20 protein-coding genes and 1 tRNA gene are annotated in these 19534 nt (G+C 40.4%); 16 read left to right on the top strand and 5 right to left on the bottom strand.

Annotated features, from left to right (window positions below; all coding sequences use genetic code 11):
• Positions 1-179: 179 nt before the first annotated feature.
• Positions 180-476 carry a ribosome assembly RNA-binding protein YhbY gene (gene yhbY, locus CWC28_RS02425; protein ID WP_063700078.1) on the bottom strand — a complete coding sequence of 99 codons (297 nt, stop codon included), beginning with the start codon at positions 474-476 and terminating at the stop codon, positions 180-182.
• An 89-nt stretch (positions 477-565) separates the two neighbouring features.
• Here yhbY and rlmE point away from each other — a divergent pair, with 89 nt between their 5' ends.
• The 8 genes from rlmE to CWC28_RS02465 all read left to right on the top strand — a co-directional run bounded on the left by rlmE (position 566) and on the right by CWC28_RS02465 (position 8001).
• Positions 566-1195 (top strand): 23S rRNA (uridine(2552)-2'-O)-methyltransferase RlmE, encoded by a 630-nt coding sequence (gene rlmE / locus CWC28_RS02430; protein WP_054551703.1) that lies wholly within the window; start codon positions 566-568, stop codon positions 1193-1195.
• A 66-nt stretch (positions 1196-1261) separates the two neighbouring features.
• The gene (gene ftsH / locus CWC28_RS02435) at positions 1262-3202 is read left to right on the top strand and encodes an ATP-dependent zinc metalloprotease FtsH (RefSeq protein ID WP_063700076.1); all 1941 of its coding nucleotides are present in this window, start codon (positions 1262-1264) and stop codon (positions 3200-3202) included.
• Positions 3203-3331: 129 nt separating this feature from the next.
• Positions 3332-4180 carry a dihydropteroate synthase gene (folP, locus tag CWC28_RS02440; protein ID WP_105174617.1) on the top strand — a complete coding sequence of 283 codons (849 nt, stop codon included), beginning with the start codon at positions 3332-3334 and terminating at the stop codon, positions 4178-4180.
• Complete coding sequence (glmM, locus tag CWC28_RS02445; protein WP_063700072.1) at positions 4173-5528, top strand: phosphoglucosamine mutase; 1356 nt, start codon at positions 4173-4175, stop codon at positions 5526-5528. The genes folP and glmM overlap by 8 nt, the downstream gene beginning before the upstream one ends.
• Positions 5529-5597: 69 nt before the next feature.
• The gene (gene tpiA, locus CWC28_RS02450; protein WP_138624671.1) at positions 5598-6347 is read left to right on the top strand and encodes a triose-phosphate isomerase; all 750 of its coding nucleotides are present in this window, start codon (positions 5598-5600) and stop codon (positions 6345-6347) included.
• A gap of 1 nt (position 6348) precedes the next feature.
• Positions 6349-6696, top strand: a complete 348-nt coding sequence (secG, locus tag CWC28_RS02455; protein ID WP_063700068.1) for a preprotein translocase subunit SecG — start codon at positions 6349-6351, stop codon at positions 6694-6696.
• Between the two features lie 76 nt (positions 6697-6772).
• Positions 6773-6857, top strand: a tRNA-Leu gene (locus CWC28_RS02460).
• A gap of 199 nt (positions 6858-7056) precedes the next feature.
• Positions 7057-8001, top strand: coding sequence for a hypothetical protein (locus CWC28_RS02465; RefSeq protein WP_063700066.1), 945 nt, complete (start codon positions 7057-7059; stop codon positions 7999-8001).
• Positions 8002-8043: 42 nt separating this feature from the next.
• On the opposite strand, the gene CWC28_RS21880 is transcribed toward CWC28_RS02465, so the two are convergent.
• Positions 8044-8196 carry a hypothetical protein gene (locus tag CWC28_RS21880; RefSeq protein WP_165385100.1) on the bottom strand — a complete coding sequence of 51 codons (153 nt, stop codon included), beginning with the start codon at positions 8194-8196 and terminating at the stop codon, positions 8044-8046.
• Positions 8196-9038 carry a VOC family protein gene (locus CWC28_RS02470; RefSeq protein WP_063700064.1) on the bottom strand — a complete coding sequence of 281 codons (843 nt, stop codon included), beginning with the start codon at positions 9036-9038 and terminating at the stop codon, positions 8196-8198. The genes CWC28_RS21880 and CWC28_RS02470 overlap by 1 nt, the downstream gene beginning before the upstream one ends.
• A gap of 435 nt (positions 9039-9473) precedes the next feature.
• Here CWC28_RS02470 and CWC28_RS02475 point away from each other — a divergent pair, with 435 nt between their 5' ends.
• The 6 genes from CWC28_RS02475 to CWC28_RS02500 are packed head-to-tail and all read left to right on the top strand — an operon-like array spanning position 9474 to position 15111.
• Positions 9474-9911: a hypothetical protein gene (locus tag CWC28_RS02475; protein ID WP_233999196.1), complete on the top strand. Its 438-nt coding sequence runs from the start codon at positions 9474-9476 to the stop codon at positions 9909-9911.
• Between the two features lie 29 nt (positions 9912-9940).
• A complete protein-coding gene (locus CWC28_RS02480; RefSeq protein ID WP_138624672.1) occupies positions 9941-10417 on the top strand; it encodes a hypothetical protein in 477 nt (158 codons plus the stop codon).
• Between the two features lie 43 nt (positions 10418-10460).
• Positions 10461-11162 (top strand): fimbrial biogenesis chaperone, encoded by a 702-nt coding sequence (locus tag CWC28_RS02485; RefSeq protein WP_249324938.1) that lies wholly within the window; start codon positions 10461-10463, stop codon positions 11160-11162.
• Positions 11162-11863: a hypothetical protein gene (locus CWC28_RS02490; protein WP_082873950.1), complete on the top strand. Its 702-nt coding sequence runs from the start codon at positions 11162-11164 to the stop codon at positions 11861-11863. Before CWC28_RS02485 ends, CWC28_RS02490 begins: the two co-directional genes overlap by 1 nt.
• Positions 11823-14270, top strand: coding sequence for a fimbria/pilus outer membrane usher protein (locus CWC28_RS02495; RefSeq protein WP_249324939.1), 2448 nt, complete (start codon positions 11823-11825; stop codon positions 14268-14270). Before CWC28_RS02490 ends, CWC28_RS02495 begins: the two co-directional genes overlap by 41 nt.
• Complete coding sequence (locus CWC28_RS02500) at positions 14260-15111, top strand: hypothetical protein (RefSeq protein ID WP_105174612.1); 852 nt, start codon at positions 14260-14262, stop codon at positions 15109-15111. The genes CWC28_RS02495 and CWC28_RS02500 overlap by 11 nt, the downstream gene beginning before the upstream one ends.
• Here CWC28_RS02500 and CWC28_RS02505 read toward each other — a convergent pair.
• Positions 15092-15685: a helix-turn-helix transcriptional regulator gene (locus tag CWC28_RS02505; RefSeq protein ID WP_205630224.1), complete on the bottom strand. Its 594-nt coding sequence runs from the start codon at positions 15683-15685 to the stop codon at positions 15092-15094. The genes CWC28_RS02500 and CWC28_RS02505 overlap by 20 nt on opposite strands.
• 566 nt (positions 15686-16251) lie before the next feature.
• Here CWC28_RS02505 and CWC28_RS02510 point away from each other — a divergent pair.
• Complete coding sequence (locus CWC28_RS02510) at positions 16252-18474, top strand: TonB-dependent receptor (protein WP_105174611.1); 2223 nt, start codon at positions 16252-16254, stop codon at positions 18472-18474.
• A gap of 41 nt (positions 18475-18515) precedes the next feature.
• Here CWC28_RS02510 and CWC28_RS02515 read toward each other — a convergent pair whose 3' ends face one another.
• Positions 18516-18884: a hypothetical protein gene (locus CWC28_RS02515; RefSeq protein ID WP_063700049.1), complete on the bottom strand. Its 369-nt coding sequence runs from the start codon at positions 18882-18884 to the stop codon at positions 18516-18518.
• A gap of 49 nt (positions 18885-18933) precedes the next feature.
• Between CWC28_RS02515 and CWC28_RS02520 the strand changes: the two genes are divergently transcribed.
• Positions 18934-19479 carry a GNAT family N-acetyltransferase gene (locus CWC28_RS02520; protein WP_105181069.1) on the top strand — a complete coding sequence of 182 codons (546 nt, stop codon included), beginning with the start codon at positions 18934-18936 and terminating at the stop codon, positions 19477-19479.
• Positions 19480-19534: the final 55 nt, after the last annotated feature.

The following is a 19534-nucleotide window of genomic DNA, read 5'->3' on the forward strand; positions in this document are numbered from 1 at the left end:
CTATTGAATATATAGAAAATATATCTGCTCGCGAATGTTTTTTTTGCGTAAGTTTTAATGTTAACCCTATGATTTTATGTACATAAATAAAAAGGGATCTACATATGTAGATCCCTAATAAAGTATCAGCCCAGCATTTTAGCTGGCTTTTTTATGATTAGAGATTACTCAGGCGAAAGTTAACCGCGTGGTAATTGAATCTTTTTCTCTTCGCTTTGGCGATACAATACAATTGTGTGACCAATTGTTTGTAATTTAGTTGCGCCAGTTTCGCGAACAATCGCATCAAAAATCAATGCTTTAGTTTCGCGCTCGTCAGTAGGTACTTTTACTTTGATTAGCTCGTGGATATTTAACGCGATTTCAATTTCAACTAAAACGCCTTCTGTTAAACCGTTTGCACCAAGTAAAACAACAGGTTTTAAACTGTGTGCTTGACCTTTTAAAAACTGCTTTTGTTTGTTCGATAATTTCATGATGTTACAAATTTTGCTGAATATGGCTTGAATTAAGGGTATTCTAACGCCATCTAGAGAATATTACTAATTAGTTACGTATTAATTTTATGGCAAATAAAAAACATTCAGCCAGTTCTAAGCGTTGGCTGAAGGAACATTTCGACGATCCTTATGTTCACGAAGCGCAAAAGAAAGGTTGGCGTTCTCGTGCGGTATTCAAATTAGACGAAATTCAAAACAAAGATAAATTAATCAAACCATCGATGACAGTGGTTGATTTAGGTGCTGCGCCGGGAAGTTGGTCACAGTATTTAGCTGAAAAGGTTGGTGATAAAGGCCAAGTTATTGCTTGTGATATTTTACCTATGGACTCACTCGCAGGTGTTGATTTCTTACAAGGTGACTTTCGTGAAGAAGCTGTGCTTGATGCACTTTTAACTCGCATCGATGGGAAAAATGTTGATGTAGTTTTTTCTGATATGGCACCGAATATGAGCGGTAATACATCGGTAGACCAAGCGGGTAGCATGTATTTAGTTGAATTGGCATTAGACATGTGCCACCAAGTTTTAAAGAAAAATGGTGCATTTTGTGTCAAAGTCTTCCAAGGCGAAGGATTTGATCAATACTTACAAGAAGTACGTAATAGCTTTAAAGCGGTCAAAATTAGAAAGCCTGACGCATCGCGTGCCCGTTCTCGCGAAGTTTATATAGTGGCGACAGGCTACAAACTGTAGTACAGTTGTGCTGCGTGAAGTAGAATTTAAATTAATTGGATACAAGAGGTTAACTCCTTGAGCGATATGGCGAAAAATCTAATACTCTGGCTGGTCATTGCAGTAGTGCTAATGTCAGTGTTTCAGAGCTTTAACGGTGGTGATCAAGCTGATCGCCAAACAAGTTACACTCAATTTGTTAGCGACGCTCGTAGTGGCGCTATTCAAGAAGTTTCTATTGAGAGCACCACAGGTACGATTACGGGTACCAAAACAAATGGTGAGCGCTTTCAAACTATCATGCCAATGTATGACAAAGACATCTTGAATGATCTTTTAAAAAGCAATGTAAATGTTAAAGGTGTTAAGCCTGAAGAGCAGTCTTTCCTTGCCAGCATTTTAATCTCTTGGTTCCCAATGTTACTGCTTATTGGTGTATGGATTTTCTTCATGCGTCAAATGCAAGGTGGTGGTGGTAAAGGTGCGATGTCTTTCGGTAAGAGTAAAGCGCGCCTGATGAGCGAAGACCAAGTTAAAACAACGTTTGCTGATGTAGCGGGTTGTGATGAAGCGAAAGAAGATGTAACTGAACTGGTTGACTTCTTACGTGACCCATCTAAGTTCCAGAAACTGGGTGGTAGCATTCCGAAAGGCGTGTTAATGGTAGGTCCTCCTGGTACCGGTAAAACCTTGCTTGCTAAAGCGGTAGCTGGTGAAGCAAAAGTGCCGTTTTTCACAATCTCTGGTTCAGATTTCGTAGAAATGTTCGTTGGTGTCGGTGCATCACGCGTACGTGACATGTTCGAGCAAGCGAAAAAAGCAGCACCTTGTATCATCTTTATTGATGAAATTGATGCCGTAGGCCGCAAACGTGGCGCAGGCATGGGTGGTGGTCATGATGAGCGTGAGCAAACACTTAACCAAATGCTTGTTGAAATGGACGGTTTTGAAGGTAATGAAGGTATTATCGTAATTGCTGCAACGAACCGCCCAGATGTATTAGACCCTGCGTTATTACGACCAGGTCGTTTTGACCGTCAAGTTGTTGTTGGTCTTCCTGATATCCGTGGTCGTGAACAAATTCTTAAAGTTCACATGCGTAAAGTGCCGTTAGGCGACAATGTAGAAGCTGCGGTAATTGCACGTGGTACGCCAGGTTTCTCTGGTGCTGATCTTGCAAACTTAGTAAACGAAGCCGCTTTGTACGCAGCACGTGGTAACAAACGCGTTGTAAGCATGGCTGAGTTTGATGCTGCAAAAGATAAAATCATGATGGGCGCAGAGCGCAAGACCATGGTGATGAGTGAGCAAGAAAAAGAAATGACTGCTTACCATGAAGCAGGTCACGCGATTGTTGGTCGCATGGTGCCTGAACATGATCCAGTGTACAAAGTGTCTATCATTCCTCGTGGTCGTGCACTTGGTGTAACTATGTACTTGCCTGAGCAAGACCGTGTGAGCCACTCTAAAGAGCTTTTAGAGTCAATGATTTCTAGCCTTTACGGTGGTCGTATTGCAGAAGCGCTAATCTATGGTGATGATAAAGTTACCACAGGTGCTAGTAACGATATTGAACGTGCGACTGACATTGCTCGTAAAATGGTTACTCAGTGGGGTCTAAGTGAAAAATTAGGTCCATTACTTTACGCTGAAGATCAAAACGAAATGTACATGGGTGGCGGCGGTAGCCGTGCTATGAGCATGTCTGATGAAACAGCAAAAGTGATCGATAGTGAAGTTCGTTTATTCTCAGACCGTAACTATCAACGTGCAGAGCAAATCCTTAAAGATAACATTGATATCTTACATGCGATGAAAGATGCACTAATGAAGTACGAGACGATTGATGCGGGTCAAATTGATGACTTAATGGCACGTCAGCCTGTACGCGAGCCGCGTGATGTTCATGATCGTCGCTCTGATGATAAAAAGCCAACCACATCTACTTCTAAAGTAGTGGAAAGTGAGGCAAAAGAGTCAGAACAAACGTCAGAAACAAAAACAAATGTTGATGACAAAGCCGAATAGTCGGTACAATTAGACACAGAAAGGCCCCGCTAGTCGGGGCTTTTTTATTACAAAAAAATGCGCAATTTTCAAACTGTTATCTAGAATAATAAATGCGCAATTGACGCTAATTAATAGCATAGGTGTTCAATGACCGTTCTTAACTTACCTCGAGGTCGTACATTACACCTCGACTCCCCAGTCGTGATGGGGATTTTAAATGTCACTCCAGACTCTTTTTCTGATGGTGGTAGTTACTGTCAGCTAGACAGCGCTGTCAAACAAGCTCAAACGTTATTAAATCAAGGCGCAAAAATAATTGATATAGGTGGTGAGTCAACCCGCCCTGGAGCACCTGATGTATCTCTTGAAGATGAGCTCGAACGCGTTATTCCATTAGTTAAAGCCCTTAGAGCAACCAGCGATTGTATTATTTCCATTGATACCAGCAAAAGCGAAGTGATGCGCCAAGCGATTATTGCAGGAGCTGATATCATCAATGATGTCAGAGCACTGCAAGAGGCAGGTGCGATTGAGGTATTGGCCCAATACCCAGAAGTAGCAATTTGCTTAATGCATATGCAAGGTCAGCCTCGTACGATGCAAAGTAACCCACACTATAATGATTTATTAGCTGATATTAACGAATTCTTTGCAGAGCGTTTAGCCGCATGTGAGCAAGCGGGCATTCAGCAACAACGTATTATTTTAGATCCAGGTTTTGGTTTTGGTAAAACTTTGGCTCATAATTATCAAATACTTAAAGAATTTAATCTATTTAATAAGTTCAATTTACCAGTTTTAGCAGGTCTTTCTCGTAAATCAATGATCGGTAATTTATTAAATAGAGACACGAATGAACGCTTAGCAGGAAGCCTTGCTGGTGCACTGATTGCAGCACAAAACGGTGCAAAAATCATTCGTGTTCATGACGTACAAGAAACAGCTGACGTGCTAGCGGTTTGGCAAGCATGTGAACGAGGAATTTCAAATGAGTAACACAAGAAAGTATTTTGGCACAGATGGTGTGCGTGGCATGGTGGGTGAGTTTCCAATCACTCCTGAATTTGCGCTAAAGCTAGGTTGGGCTGCAGGCCGCGTTTTATCAAAAATTGGTACCAAAAAAGTCATTATTGGTAAAGATACTCGTATCTCTGGCTATATGCTCGAAACATCACTTGAAGCCGGTTTAATCGCTGCGGGTATTGATGTTGTATTATTAGGCCCTATGCCGACACCGGCAGTGGCTTACCTTACGCAAACGTTCCGTGCTGAAGCTGGCATTGTTATCAGTGCATCTCATAATCCTTATCATGATAATGGCATCAAGTTTTTTAGTGGTCGAGGTTTAAAGCTTGCAGATGAAGTCGAGCTTGAAATTGAAGCCATGATGGATGAACCGATGACTTGTGTGGCTTCTGATAAGCTTGGTAAAGCTCGTCGATTAGAGACAGCAGATGGCCGCTACATTGAGTTTTGTAAAAGCCAGTTCCCACAAGGCTTATCGCTTGAGGGCTTAAAAATTGTGCTCGATTGCGCAAATGGTGCCACTTATAACATCGCACCTTCTGTAATGCGTGAGCTTGGCGCAGATGTTATCTGTCATGCCTGTGAGCCAAACGGGGTAAATATTAACCTTGAGTGTGGCGCAACCCACGTTGAAACCCTTAAGCGTAAGGTATTAGAACACAATGCGGATGTCGGTATTGCTTATGACGGTGATGGTGACCGCGTAATGATGGTTGACCATAATGGCCGTGTATTTGATGGTGATGACATTGTTTATATCATTGCTTGCCAAGCTGCAAATGACGATATGTTAGGGGGTGGTGTCGTTGGTACGGTAATGTCAAACATGGGCCTTGAAAATGCCTTAAAAGCCCGAGGAATTGAATTTGCTCGTAGTAAGGTCGGTGACCGCTACGTGATGGAGCTACTGCAAGAAAAAGGCTGGAAAATCGGTGGTGAGAGCTCAGGTCACGTGTTAAACCTTGATTTGATCAGCACCGGTGATGGCATTATCTCAAGCTTACAAGTGTTAGCTGCGATGGTTGCACAAAATAAAACGTTGCAAGACCTCGGGGCTGGTTTTACAAAGTACCCAATGAAAATGATTAATGTGCGCTACCCTCAAGGGACTGATCCGACACAAGATCAATCTGTAATCGATATGGTTGCACAGGTCGAAGAAAAATTAGGTGATACAGGGCGTGTATTACTTCGAAAATCAGGAACGGAACCTGTTGTGCGAGTAATGGTAGAAGCTGAACAGGAAAAAGTTGTTCTTGATAGCGCACGTAAAATAGCCGCAGTTGTCGAAACTGTGAGCAAACAAACCGTGGTATAACAATAACCTCTTGTAACTTTGGGCAAGTCGAGTTAGTATCTTGCCCGCTTTCTAATGTGGAGTGGAATAATGGCAACACGTAAGCCGATGGTCGCAGGTAATTGGAAAATGAACGGCTCTTTAGAGCTTGTTGAACAGTTATCAAATGCTATCAAAAATGTTCAATCGGATGAACTGGATATAGTGGTGTTCCCACCATTCCCATTGTTGAGTTCTTTGCAGCAGCAAAACGTTACGTTTGGTTCGCAAACAGTCTCTGAAAACCAAGCAGGTGCATTTACGGGTGAAGTAGATGCTCAGTTAGTAAAAGACTTAGGCGCAACTTATACGTTAGTGGGACATTCTGAACGTCGTAGCATTTACGGTGAATCAGATGAGGTTGTTGCAGATAAATTTGCTCGAGCGCAGCAAGTTGGCTTAACTCCTATTCTTTGTGTGGGTGAAAGTGAACAGCAACGTGAAGCAAATGAAACTGAATTAGTGGTTGCAGCACAAATTGATGCTGTAATTAGCAAATTAGGTGTAGCAGCACTGAAGAATTCTGTGGTAGCATACGAGCCCGTTTGGGCCATTGGCACAGGTAAGACTGCCTCTCCTGAGCAAGCGCAAGCTGTACATAAGTTTATCCGTGATAAAATTGCTTCTGTGGATAGCGATATAGCACAGCAACTAACCATCTTATATGGTGGTAGCGTGAATGAAAAAAATAGCGAATTATTATTTGCACAACCAGATATAGACGGCGGCCTCATTGGTGGCGCAAGTCTTAAAGCAGATTCATTTACTGCTATCTGTGAAAGTGCAAAAGGGACCGTATAAGATGTACGAAATTTTATTAGTAGTTTATTTAATCGTTGCTTTAGCATTAGTTGGTATGGTTTTAATCCAACAAGGTAAAGGCGCAGATATGGGTTCATCATTTGGTGCAGGTGCTTCTGCAACAGTGTTTGGCTCATCGGGTGCTGGTAACTTCATGACTAAAACAACAACAATCTTAGCAACGATCTTCTTCGTACTAAGTATTGTTCTAGGTAACCTTACAGCAGGTCAAATTAAAAAGACTGATGAGTGGGAAAACCTAGAAGCTGCGCCAGCTGTTGAATCTGTAACGCCAGCACAAACTGATGTGCCTGCAACAGAAGAAAAAGCGTCTGACGTACCTAACTAATTAGCTTTGCTAATTACTGTTAAGCAGTTTTCACTCCTCAGGTAAACGATAAGCTTAACAACATACAGAATTGTATGCGGATGTGGTGGAATTGGTAGACACGCCATCTTGAGGGGGTGGTGGCTTCGGCCGTGGGGGTTCAAGTCCCCCCATCCGCACCAAAATTAAAAAGCCGTAACTCAGTGAGTTACGGCTTTTTTCGTTTTAGTGACATATAAAATGCAATACGCACCTTTATAGTGCTTTTATTCTAATTTTATTTGCCTGCCTGAATTCAAGTTGTTGATTTATATTGAAAATCAAACTTGGAGTCTTCCTTGCTTAACTTGAGTTGGTATCCCATTAATTTAAGGAAGCAAAATGGCCAGAATGAGTTATTTAAGTGCTATAGAACGCTATGAAGAGCAACAAGTGCTTATTCATAATTTACTGCTTTCTATACTCGCCAGTGTTCAAGCGTCTTTAACTAATAAGCAAGAATATCAACAGTTAGTCAATCAATATCCATTTTTAGAATTACAATATTGTTTAAACGAACAAGGTATTCAACAAGGGGATAATGTTTGCTTTAAACGTCAATATAAAAAGAAGCTCAGTCATATTGGTGCAGGGCAGGACTTAAGCGCTCGACCTTATTTTTTACTCGCTTCTGCTACGCCGGAACCGCACTTTACATCGCCGTATATTTCCACGGCGACAAAGCACCTGTGTATTTCTGTTATTAAAACAATTCCTGCAGGTAATAATTTGCAGCAGTTCTTAGTCATCGATGTGTGTTTAACTGAACTGATTGAATTTATTATGGGGGATATAAAGCGAGCACGAATGACACCCTACTTTAAGGTGGGTTATGGCTTGATTGTTGGTTGCTTGTTCTGTTTGGTGTTCTACCTGCTATATAAAGTATTTGCCGGCATGGTGGACTTAGTCTTAAGCGAAGACACCCAGTCAGACCCGCTCAAACCATTTACCATTATAATCTTTGTTACGTTAGCGTTGGCCATTTTCGATTTAGGCAAAACTATTCTAGAAGAAGAAATTCTCATGCATAAGGATATTTTTCGCCACAGCTCAACGAGACGTACGATCACACGCTTTATCTCAACAATTTTGATAGCAGTATCGATAGAAGCCTTACTAACCATGTTTAAAGCAGCGCTCGGGCAAACTGAGTATGTAATTCCTGCCGTGCTTATGATGTTTGCTGTTGTTGGTTTATTAGTTGCTCTTGCAATCTATGTATACTTAGGTGCCAAGGCTGAAGATGTGCTGACTCAGGTACAGCGCTTAAAAGTAAAACACTAATGAATAGGGCGCTTTGTTTAAAACCCAGCGCCCTGAAATTGATTAAAGTGTGCCGCCAATGCCAATACTTGGGTTAACGTACACAGGGCCTACTTTAAACGGCGCATTAATATCTAGGCTTGCATAGGGGGTGCAGGCATTTAAAACTAAAACTGCAGCCGCAAGAGCAGCTAAGCGAATCATTTTTTTATTCATTACATTTGCTCCTGAATTACAATACCAGCGCCTGCTGGATCACGAATAATTGCGACGCTGCCACTTCGTACTTTGTCATTTGGTGCCATTAGAACTATGCCGCCTGCTGCGGTTACTTTTAATAGGGTCGCGTCAACATCGGCTACTTTAATGTAATTCACCCATGTGTTGCCTATCTCGGCATCTGGTTTTTTTACAAAGCCAATCGCAGGTGTGCCATTTAAGGCTAAGTAACTGTAATTGCCATTATTAAGCGGTTTATTTTGTGCTGAATAATTACCAAGTGATTGGTAAAAGGCTTTGCTCTGCTCTGGATTATCACTCCATACTTCTTGCCAAATCCAGCCGTTATCAGTTTGCTGAGCTTCAGGGTCACCATTTACTGTATTGATCAGCGAAAACACAGCCCCTTGAGGATCTTCTAATACAGCAATAGTGCCACGGCCTTTAATTTCGGTACTGCTTACTAAGACTTTACCTCCGGCTTTGATCGTTTTTTCGCTGACGGCAGCGATATCTTTGCTACTGATAAGGCTCAGCCAATGGCTGGCATTTTGCTTATTATCAAGTTCTGCCATTCCAGCAATTAATTTTCCGTCTAATGATGCCAGCGTGTAGCTGTCGTTAACGGCTTGAAATTGCCAACCAAACACGCTGCTATAAAATGCTTGAGATTGTGCCAAATTAGGTGTGATCAAATCATGCCATACAACGTGCCCTGAGTTTTTTGTTCCCGAATCACTGATTGCAGGTAGTTCACTTGAAGTAAGTTGGCAACCAGTCAATGAGACAGCTGTGACTGCTATTAAAATTGCAGCACGTAAGGGGGTGAGTACTTTCAAAGTTTGCTCCTTGCAAAATGGGGTCAAATAAAAGCATAGACCATTATTTGTTTGTTATTCAATCAAAAAGAGGTTGTTTAATGATCTAAAACCATAATTGAGCCTGTTTTAGTTGTTCGGTGTTTAATTAGGTTTATCAACTGCTTTTGAATTAATTAGCGAAAAATCATCAAGTAAATCTTTTCAGCATTAAATCCAAGTCAATTTTAGTATTAAAAGCAATGAGTTAATTATTAACCTTGTGAAAGAAACATTATAGCGTTTAATTTTCATTCACTTATTCACGCTGTGTAATCAACGGCTTAAACGCATCTAAGCAAAATTCAACAATGTTAAAATCTTAATTCACATAATCTAAGACCGTTAACGAGATGATTCATATGGAAGTGAAGTGGCTAAACGATGAAGTTATTCCCGGTCTTATTAGTAGGTTGTGTGATAAATCCCTGTTTTGCATTTGATGATGTGAGTTTGACGCTAACTGGAGAGGTTAGTGCAAAGTGTGGGTTTGAAGCACAATCGGCGGAACTGCAGTTTTCAGAGAGTGGCATAGTTAACACGGTTTTGGTAATTAACTGCAATACACCGATGAAGGTGTCTATACACTCTCAAAATGGTGGATTACGTCATCAGCAAAGCAGTGTGATTAACAACTACAGAATGAGCTTGTCAATTGTGAGTACAGCGCTGAAAAAGTCTTACATGGCAGAGCAGCTTCACAACAAGCAAGTATTCTCAGTGAGTGATATTTTGTTTGAGCGGGTGATGGATGTTCAGTTTCAGCTTACCGAACCACTTATATATGCGGGTGAATACAAGGATATCTTGCGCATAGAAATGACCCCAACCATTGCCTCTGGTGGTGTTTGGTAGTCGCTAATAATTTTATAAGGAATAGTGGAATGAAAAAGCTAATAGCACTATCTGCAATTGCAATGCTCTCGTCAGGCGCTGCACTTGCTGAAAACATTAATATCAGCGGTTCTGTCGCTTCGGTTTGTGAGGTAAGTAATTTAGATACATCGACTTACTTTCCAAGTATTGCTAAAGATCAAACGACGACACTGGATTTTGAATTGCAATGCAATGACTCAGATGGTGCCACACTGACATTAACAACGTCTGAAGGGCACTTACAAAACGCTGATGACGAGGATGATGGTGTCGGTTATACCGCCGCGTTAACTGCAGCGCCATTTGCTTTTACGCTTATTGCTGAGGATGGTGATAACGATGAAAGCGCTGAACAAAGTCAACCTGGTTCTGCTGCTTTGGCAGTAGGGGGTATTCCTGGCACGATTGTACTGACAATTACAGAAGACCCAATATATTCTGGAACGTACTCAGACACTTTAATGCTAACTGTTACAGCTAACTAAGTTATTTTAGGCAGCCTATGGCTGCCTTATCATCAAAGGAGAGATGATGCACAGACTTATCTATTTATTCTCACTTCTTCTTTCATTTCACAGTGTCGCATTTCAAGTTCAGCCTATGGTTGCTGAATTAGCGCCAAGTGGCTCTAATGCACAACAAACAATTCGTGTAATGAACAATTCATCAGCTTCGCTCGCTATTGAATTAACAGCATTTGACTTAAAAATTACACCCTCGGGTGAGGAGCAGCTGACCACAAACGATGCAGATTTTTTCATACTGCCAATGACAACCATTATTGCACCTGGAAAGTCTCAATCAATTTTAATTCGCTATGTGGGCGATCCTATTTTAGCAGCCTCTAAATCATACCGGATTGGCGTTGACCAAGTAATGATTGATACAGGTGAATCGAACCAATCGGGTGTTGGCATTGCGACTAGCTTTCGTACCTTATTTACTGTGGTACCCGAAGGGGCTACAGCAAAACTTGTAATTGAACAAAAGCAGCAACAGCAAGAAGGGCTTTGGAAAGTACGGTTAAAAAATGAAGGCAATAAATTACTGCGTTTATCTAAATCAACTTGGTTTATTGAACAGCATGATGACACTATGAGCTTAGCTGGCGATGAGTTAAGTCGTGCATTATCAGGCAAGCTTTTATTGCCACACTCTTCTCGTGAGGTCTTACTAAAAGTACCTAAGCAGTTTAAAGCCGAGCAAAGTCAGTTAAAGGTACAATTTTAATGCGTATCTTTGCAGTATTAATTTTATTTAATTCGCTGTTCTGCACTGCTGTGGAAGTAAGCCCAATGGTACTAAGCTTGGATCCAACCAAGCCACAGCAAGTAACCTACAGTACGATACATAATGTATTTAACCGTGAAGTCGCTTTTGATATAGAAATATTTGAGGTTGATTTTTCTGGCCCGGAGCCAATGTTTCGTTATCAAGAAAATAGCCCTGTTTGGGTGTTTCCTCCAACATTGTTATTGCACCGTGGTGAAAGTCAACGAATCCAAATGCGCTGGGTAAGTGAAGCCCCGAGCCTAGATAAAACCTATCAAATTAGTTTAGTTGAGCAACCACTTTTAAACTCTGCAAATGCGTCTGAGCCACAACTGACGATGTTGCTTAATGTGAATTTAATTGTTCATGTACATCAAGAGAGCTTTTTACCTGAACTTGTTGTCGAAAAGAGCTTATGTAGTAATTACAGCTGTGAAATAACGGTAGCAAATAATGGTAAGGGGGCTGCCCGCCTGAGCGAATATGATCTTGCTATACATTTGTCTCATCAACAAATCGCTTCATTTAAAAAACAACAACTAAAAGCATCGGGTTATGACGTGTTCTTTGCGCCACAAAGCAAACAGCAAGTGCTTATTCCGTTGAAGGATAGTGTTAATGCAGAAGTTATCTCGCCAGACGTTGCGCTATCTCAGTAGTCTGCTTTTTTGCTTTGTGTGTATGTCTTTGTTTAATGCAGGTTTAGCCTATGCAAAAATAAATACCACTTTAAAAGAGCTTGAACTCACTGTTAGCTGCTACTTAAACAAGCAACCTCAAGCAAACATTTCATTACTAGTAACTCCGGATGATTCATTGCTATTAAAGCATTCAGAATTGATGGAGTTTTTAAGACCAATAGCAAATACCCAAACGCTTGAACACATAGAAATGCTTGTTGATGAAAGAGGCTTAGTAAATATTGAAGAGCTTCAAACATTGGGCATTGGTACTGTGTTCGAACTGCTTTATTTTAGCTTAAAGATAACCTTGCCAATGAGCATGATCAAAGAGAAAAGTATTACCGCAGTGTCAAAGCGAAACCAACAACAAGCAATAAAAAGCGCAAACTACAGTGGCTACATTAATGTGTATTCGAGCTATGTGTATCAATCAAATCAAGCACAAGATTATGAACAAAAGCAGCTAACAGTAAGGCCTGAAGCGGTTTTAAATCTAAAAAATTGGGTGATTGAAAACGAAGCCCAGTTTGTAAATACACCAAGTAACCATGACTTTAAGCGTTTAGGCACGAGAGTAATCCATGATTTACCCATTCATGGCATGCGTTTTTCATTGGGCGATAATTACAGTGCGGGTAGTTATTTTCAATCAACAACTCGCATCCTTGGGCTGTCGCTTGCCCATGATTTTACTCTTGTTTCTGACAGAACAATTCGACCAAGTGCATCGCAGCGCTTTACGCTAGATAGCCCATCTTCTGTTGAAGTATATATTGATGATCGCTTATTTAGACGCCTGAACTTGCCTGCTGGTATTTATTCACTGGACGATATTCCGTTAATAGAGGGCAATAATCATATTGTTTTAAAGATCACGGATAATGCGGGTGTTACAAAAGAGGTCAACTTTACACTTACCACAGGCCTCGATTTGTTCTCTGAAGGGCAGCTTGAATACGAACTTCACTTTGGTTACCCAGCACAATTAGCAGATAAATTAGCCTACAATTATGATCAGCCTTTATTTTCAGGCTTTATTGACTACGGTATCTCAACAAGTTGGACTGCTGGTTTTTCAGCCCAAGGGAATGAAGAAACACAGCAACTCGGCTTTAAGCAAATATTTGCGACCCCAATAGGGCAGTTATCATTTGAAAATGCAATTAATCTTGATGCAACGAATGGCTATGCATATCGATTTGCCTATAGCTCATTTAGACAACCATCTCAGACTGGAACCGATTTCAGCATTGGCTACGAATACAGTAACCCTGACTTTTATCAGATAGCTTTTAATGATGAATTGAGCTCGCTTGCTAATTCTAGACAGCACTTTATACAAGCAAATCTCAACTTTATGAGTGACTCATCAGTGCAAACGTCGCTTTTTGCAAATGTTTCTAGACGTCATGAGCAAACGCGGTTTGAAAAATCAACGGGGGTGACTGTTTCAGGCAATATAAACACTCACCAGTGGTATTATTCACTTGGTGGGCAGTGGCAAGAAACAGAGCATCAACAACAGTGGAGTTTTAATTTCTCGCTGAGTTATCAGTTTTCGCACAGGCAAAGATTAAAGTTATCGCACCAATCTAAATACGATAAATCCAGATTGGAGTTTGCTCAAAATGAAGATCAGCGCTTTGTTGGTGCACTAAATTTACGTGCAGGGTTAGAAAAAAACAACAATAACGAAGCCGTATTTGATCTAAACAGCCAATACAATACAAATCGATTATCGATGAGTTTTGACCACGGCACTTACTATCAGCATTTAAACGGCAATGTGCTGCATCATCAAAGCCGTGTTAGTGCTGCCGCAAGTATTGCATTCGCTGACTCTCAATGGGGGGTGGGTAAGCCTATCCAAAATAGCTTTGCTTTGATCAGCGCGCACCCAAGTTTAGCTGAGAAAACAATTAACCTAGGATCACAAGGGGCTGATTTTTTAGCCACTAATTCAGACCTACCAACCCTCTTACTCGCTAATATAAATGCCTATGACAGAACCACCGTTGCGGTTGATGTTGAAAACTTAGCGCCTGGATATGACTTAGGAGCTGGTAGCATCAGTTTTTATCCTTCTTATAAAAGTGGCCATGATGTTGTAATTGGTTCACAGAACAATATTTCCATGCTGGGAACGTTAAAAAATAGCGAAAACGAACCGTTAGCACTTCAAGTTGGTGAGGCGCGTTGCATTGAGGAGCAAGCAGCAGAGCCTTACTTATTTTTTACAAGTAAAACAGGGCGCTTTGCACTGACTGGTCTAAAACCATGCCAATATCAAATTGTGCTAAAAAATGTCATCCATGAGCCCTTAATTATCGATATAGATACACAGCAACAGCTGCATAATAAAGGAGTGATTTATGTACATTAAGCGGTTTCTATTTTCAGCACTTTTAATTAATGCGCTCTTTTATACATCGGCGTGTTTTGGCCAGTGTTCTGCAAAGATACAAAGAATTGAGCATCTATTCGATAACTTACAGGATTACCGAACACTACAAAATCAAGATGCTGAAAAGCAGATTAAAGTAATCATAGAGGGCGACACAAGTTGTTCATACTATTTGCAAGTCTCGAGTGAAAATAACCAACAATTGCGTGGTCAGTATCAACACATCCCTTATTTCATTGGAAATTCAAGTTCGATTTTTAATAACTCATCTGTCAATAACCTTGCTATTTCTGACAATACAACAGATTTACGGTTTGTGATTGCAAAAGGTAGCATCGCACGTGCAGGTCAGTATCAAGATACCGTCAAACTCGTACTTAAAAGTCAATTTCATGAAGTGGTTGATGAGTTAGATTATGATTTAGATGTATCAATCCCTACTCATGTCGCACTGTCTTTTTTAGGATATAACAGTGCTAACACAAGTATTGATTTAGGGGAGCTTATACCTCAAAAAGAATATAGTTTGCTGCCTAGTTTACAGGTTGTTGCAAATACAGATATCACAATGACTATTTGGTCAGAGCATAATGGTAAACTGATTCATGAGCTTTACCAAAGCAGCTATGCAATTAACTATTCACTGGCGCTTACTGGGGACTATGTCGAGCTAAATCACGCAATGAAAAGAAGGTTCTTGTTTACCAAGCAGACAGATTTTTTAATTCCTTTAAAAATAAAGTTAACTGCATTTAGTAACCAAGCTGCAGGTCAGTATCAAGATACCATTCGCTTCCAAGTTAGCCCGCAAGCTTATTGATTTTATTTATGTTCCTTTCGCACCACTGTAAGGCTTTTTGTTTGTTTTTGACATTGATTTTTTGGTAAATCTTATGCAAATGAACTCGCACAGTTGCTTCGCTAATAAATAAAGTATCAGCGATTTGAGGGCAGGTCGCACCAGAAGAAAGCAAGTGCAGCACTTTAGATTCTTTAAACGTTAAGTTGTTTGATTGAATTTGATTTTTTTGCTCAGTTTCGAGCATTTCTCTCATCCATTTATCGCTCACCGTTCTTGGAAACCACAAAGATCCCTTTTTAATTTCTTGCAGCCCTTGTTCAAAAATATCTGTTTTGGTGTTTTTAAAAAATAACCCTTTTAGTTTTGGCCAGTCTTTTAATGGCAGCACATCCGCTCTATGAGGCATATTAAAAATAACGAGATGATGATAACCATGGGTTTTCATAAACTCACTTATTAATTCACGATTTGTCAGTGTGTCTAAAGAGTCGTAATTGAGCAACAATGTTCTCTCATCGTTCGCAATACAGTAAGGAAGAATCGAAGCTGATGACACAGAATCAGCTGCGTTTTTATTAAAAAGAAAATCCATATTCACGCCAAAAACTATCTGTAAATGATAATACCAATCCGCAATAGCAGTTAATTAAGCGAATTAGTAGAGCAAGTAATTGTGTTGCTGATTATTACGTTTAAAAAATGAAATTCCAACAGAGGAAAACGCTGCGCAAATTAATGTTTAGTTAGCTTTTGCTAACTTGGCAGCACCGTATTAAACATTACCTGAGTTGGGTACTCTTTGGGAACTGAGAAATTTCTGAAATTGGCTTGTACCGCTATGAAAAATAACATAAAACACGTTCATTCTTTGTTCATTAAAATTATGTTAATTGGCAAGCTAATTGCGATAATGTAGAACTAAACATTTATTTTTATTTACTATTTCGCAAAGAGTTTAGTGACTTATAATTCGAATAGAGAATGATAATGTGGTTTATTTATACAGTTTTTGATAAAAATCAAAAAAATTATACATATTTTCACAAAACTGACATATAATGCCCCTCCAGAGGAAAGATGCTTATACCTAAGCGTCTTTTTTTATGCCTGAAATTTACGGGTAAAAATACACACACACGGTATCCTTTGGAGTTTTAATTGAAATTACGTCATCTCTCACAGTTAACTGTAGCTATTGTTGCTGCATTATCTACTTCAGCCTTTGCTGAGCAAGAAAAAACCTCTGCTAAACAAGATGCTTTCGAAAAAATCGAAGTAACAGCGCGTAAGCGTACAGAAAGCATTTTTGAGTCGCCAACAGCGGTGACATCAATCGGTGAAAACTTGATTGATAAAGCAAACATGAGCAACCTAGAAGACATCGGTAAATACGTACCTAACCTAAACATCACCCGTTATGGTGTAGGTAATGCGGCTCATGCATCAGTGTTTATTCGTGGTATTGGTTTACAAGACCATGTGATCACAACTGATCCGGGTGTAGGTGTTTACTTAGACGGTGTATACCTTGGTCGTCAAATGGGCTCAAACTTATCATTACCAAATGTTGAGCGTGTAGAGGTGTTACGTGGTCCACAAGGTACCTTGTATGGTCGTAACACGTTAGGTGGTGCAGTAAATATTATTACTAAGCAACCTGGTGACGAAGGCATTGTAACGACAACGGCAAAAGTAGGTAGCCGTGGTCGTTTAGCTGGTGACGTTTACTTTAATAACAGCCTTACCGACACTGTAAGCATGTCTGCAAGCGTGTCTTATAAGCAACGCGATGGTGTAGGTGAAGCGATTAACCTTGCTAATCCAGAAAAAGAAATTGGTGAAGAGCAAGAGTTAAGCGGTCGTATGGCGCTTAAATGGCAAGCAAGTAGCGATTTATCTTTTGTGTTTTCAATTGATGGTGTTGATAACGAATCAGGCCAATCACCCTACACAATTGAACTAACAACGCCACTTGACCCAAATGACCCATTCAATGGTGATTTCCCATTACTTACAGAAGACATGTTACCAAGCGATCCTGATGATTTAGCATCAACAGTAGAGGGTATTGAATCGACGGCTTACTCAGGCTGGGGCACGTCTTTAACCGCTGATTGGGATATTAATAACACCTATACAGCTAAGTTCATCACAAGCTACCGTAGCTCAGAATACGAAGGGGGTCTTGATGATGACGCTGTTGCCCTTAACTTATCTGAATTCCCAGAAGAAGGTGGTGCAGATCAATATTCATTCGAAATCCAGTTAAATGGTAGCTTCGATAACATGGACTTTGTATCTGGCTTATACTTCTTTAATGAAGATGGCTTCACAAGTTCAGGTCCGTTTGTATTTAGCCCATTCAACACACCAGATGGTCTTCTGAATGACGGTACTACTGCGTCTTTTGGTGATTATGGTTACTTTGATATCAACCAAGAGACTAACTCATACGCAGCTTATATCAATGCAAGCTATGACCTAAGCGACGATTTAACTGTGGGCGGTGGTCTACGTTATTCGAAAGATAAAAAAGAAGCCGATGCCTTATTCCCAACGTTTGCGACACGTAAATACGTGAGTGCTGATTTTGATGCAGTAACATGGGATTTAAATGCGTCTTACCAGCTTAGCAATAACATGAACGTGTATGGCCAAATCCAAAAAGGTTATCAAACAGGTGGTTTCCCACCGCGTCCATTTGGTGGTCCTGATCAATTTGTTTCTTTCGATGAAACAAAAGCAATTAACTACGAGCTAGGCTTAAAAGGTCAGGTACATGAAGACGTATCTATGATGTTAGCGGTGTTTGTCACTGACTACACAGATCTGGCATTACCATTCTCAGATCCAACTGCAGGTGGCGGTTTCGTTACTATCGTAGAAAATGCCGGTGAGTCTAAAGCGCAAGGTATCGAGCTTGAGACAACAATTGCATTTACTGATGACTTTACGCTACGTAGCGCGATTGGTTACCTAGATTCAGAAATCACAGAAGTTGATGACGGTGTATTAGGTATTGGTAAAGGTGACTCACCAGCACTAACACCACGTTGGACTGTGATGGTCGCACCTTCTTATTTCATTGATTTAAGTAACGGTGGCACAGTGGCAGTAAACGCTAACTATTCATACCGTAGCGATATGCAAGGTCAATCAGTTTACAACCAAAGTGAACACATTGATTCTCGTGAATTAGTGGGTTTCAACATTTCTTACTTAAACCCGAACGGTGACTTTGAAGTGACTCTTTACGGTGAGAACGTGTTAAACGAAGTATACGATGTGGGTCGTTTACAACAATCTGGTTTTGTTGGTGTAATGCGCAGCAACGACCGCAGTGAATTTGGCTTAAAATTCAAAAAAGAATTTGAGCTTTAATTACTAACAAAAAAGGGCAAGTAAATACTTGCCCTTTCTTTTTAATTATTTTTCTCTTGCTCGCGTTTTTCGCGCGCTTCTCTTAATTCTTCAGCCAGTTCTTTTGCTTTTTGTTTGGTTTTTTCAGAAAGCTCACCAGCCGCTTCTTTACTCTCAATCCATGCATCTAAGGCAATTTCTTTACCGTCGTCATACATGCTCAAGCCCATTTTCTTACTCTCTTCGAGTAACTCTTGCAGTGAGTCGTCGTTAAACTCATTGGTGGCGTCTTTTACGTCGCTCCAAGCATCACTTAGCGCTTGCTTTACTTCCTCTTTTGCTTCGCTGGCATCTTTCTTGGCTTGCTCTGCATCTTCACAACCTGTTAAGGCAATACAGCCTAATAAAACTAAGCTTGCTAATTTGTTCATATTTTTCTCTAATGGTTAATCAACTATTAAGCAGTATAAGCAATAAAAAATGAATATAGCTAGAACAGCACGATTAAGTTTTCGGTTAATGGATGAAAATGATGCCGAGCTACTTTATGAGCTCGATAACGACCCAAAGGTAATGAAACATCTCACTCGCGGCAAAGTATCCAGTATGCAGAGCATTAAAGAGGTGTTTATTCCACGCTTGAATGCGTATCGAAATGAGCAAAAAGGCTGGGGGCTTTGGCAAGTAAATATCATCGAGAGTAATACTTTTATAGGCTGGGTATTAGTCAGGCCCATGGGCTTTTTTGAACAGCCTGATTTTAGTGATTTAGAAATTGGCTGGCGCTTTAAACAAATGAGCTGGGGTAAAGGTTATGCGTCAGAGGCCGCACTTGCCATTGCCAAAGCAGTTAGCGAGCCAGAGGAAGTAAAGTCGCTCAGTGCCACAGCACTAAAAGATAACCTGGGCTCAATAAAGGTGATGGAAAAACTAGGCCTCAAGTTTGTAAAAAACTACAACCATAAAGATGAACATGGTGAATTACCTGCAGTACTTTATACATGTCCTAAAGAGCAGCTCAGCTAAGTTAATCGTAACTAATTGACCTTAAGGGTTTCACATGTCTAAATGGTCAAAATAA

Source organism: Pseudoalteromonas sp. S4492, assembly GCF_005886115.1.
GTDB classification, from domain to species: domain Bacteria; phylum Pseudomonadota; class Gammaproteobacteria; order Enterobacterales; family Alteromonadaceae; genus Pseudoalteromonas; species Pseudoalteromonas gelatinilytica.

Bases quoted from the DNA above. Each gene is read 5' to 3' on its own strand.
- CWC28_RS02480 (WP_138624672.1), top strand. From the start codon at position 9,941: ATGAAAAAGCTAATAGCACTATCTGCAATTGCAATGCTCTCGTCAGGC.
- CWC28_RS02520 (WP_105181069.1), top strand. From the start codon at position 18,934: ATGAATATAGCTAGAACAGCACGATTAAGTTTTCGGTTAATGGATGAA.
- CWC28_RS02505 (WP_205630224.1), bottom strand. From the start codon at position 15,685: ATGGATTTTCTTTTTAATAAAAACGCAGCTGATTCTGTGTCATCAGCT.
- glmM (WP_063700072.1), top strand. From the start codon at position 4,173: ATGAGTAACACAAGAAAGTATTTTGGCACAGATGGTGTGCGTGGCATG.
- rlmE (WP_054551703.1), top strand. From the start codon at position 566: ATGGCAAATAAAAAACATTCAGCCAGTTCTAAGCGTTGGCTGAAGGAA.
- secG (WP_063700068.1), top strand. From the start codon at position 6,349: ATGTACGAAATTTTATTAGTAGTTTATTTAATCGTTGCTTTAGCATTA.
- CWC28_RS02490 (WP_082873950.1), top strand. From the start codon at position 11,162: ATGCGTATCTTTGCAGTATTAATTTTATTTAATTCGCTGTTCTGCACT.
- tpiA (WP_138624671.1), top strand. From the start codon at position 5,598: ATGGCAACACGTAAGCCGATGGTCGCAGGTAATTGGAAAATGAACGGC.
- CWC28_RS21880 (WP_165385100.1), bottom strand. From the start codon at position 8,196: ATGAATAAAAAAATGATTCGCTTAGCTGCTCTTGCGGCTGCAGTTTTA.
- CWC28_RS02465 (WP_063700066.1), top strand. From the start codon at position 7,057: ATGGCCAGAATGAGTTATTTAAGTGCTATAGAACGCTATGAAGAGCAA.
- CWC28_RS02515 (WP_063700049.1), bottom strand. From the start codon at position 18,884: ATGAACAAATTAGCAAGCTTAGTTTTATTAGGCTGTATTGCCTTAACA.
- ftsH (WP_063700076.1), top strand. From the start codon at position 1,262: ATGGCGAAAAATCTAATACTCTGGCTGGTCATTGCAGTAGTGCTAATG.
- yhbY (WP_063700078.1), bottom strand. From the start codon at position 476: ATGAAATTATCGAACAAACAAAAGCAGTTTTTAAAAGGTCAAGCACAC.
- CWC28_RS02485 (WP_249324938.1), top strand. From the start codon at position 10,461: ATGATGCACAGACTTATCTATTTATTCTCACTTCTTCTTTCATTTCAC.
- folP (WP_105174617.1), top strand. From the start codon at position 3,332: ATGACCGTTCTTAACTTACCTCGAGGTCGTACATTACACCTCGACTCC.
- CWC28_RS02495 (WP_249324939.1), top strand. From the start codon at position 11,823: ATGCAGAAGTTATCTCGCCAGACGTTGCGCTATCTCAGTAGTCTGCTT.
- CWC28_RS02500 (WP_105174612.1), top strand. From the start codon at position 14,260: ATGTACATTAAGCGGTTTCTATTTTCAGCACTTTTAATTAATGCGCTC.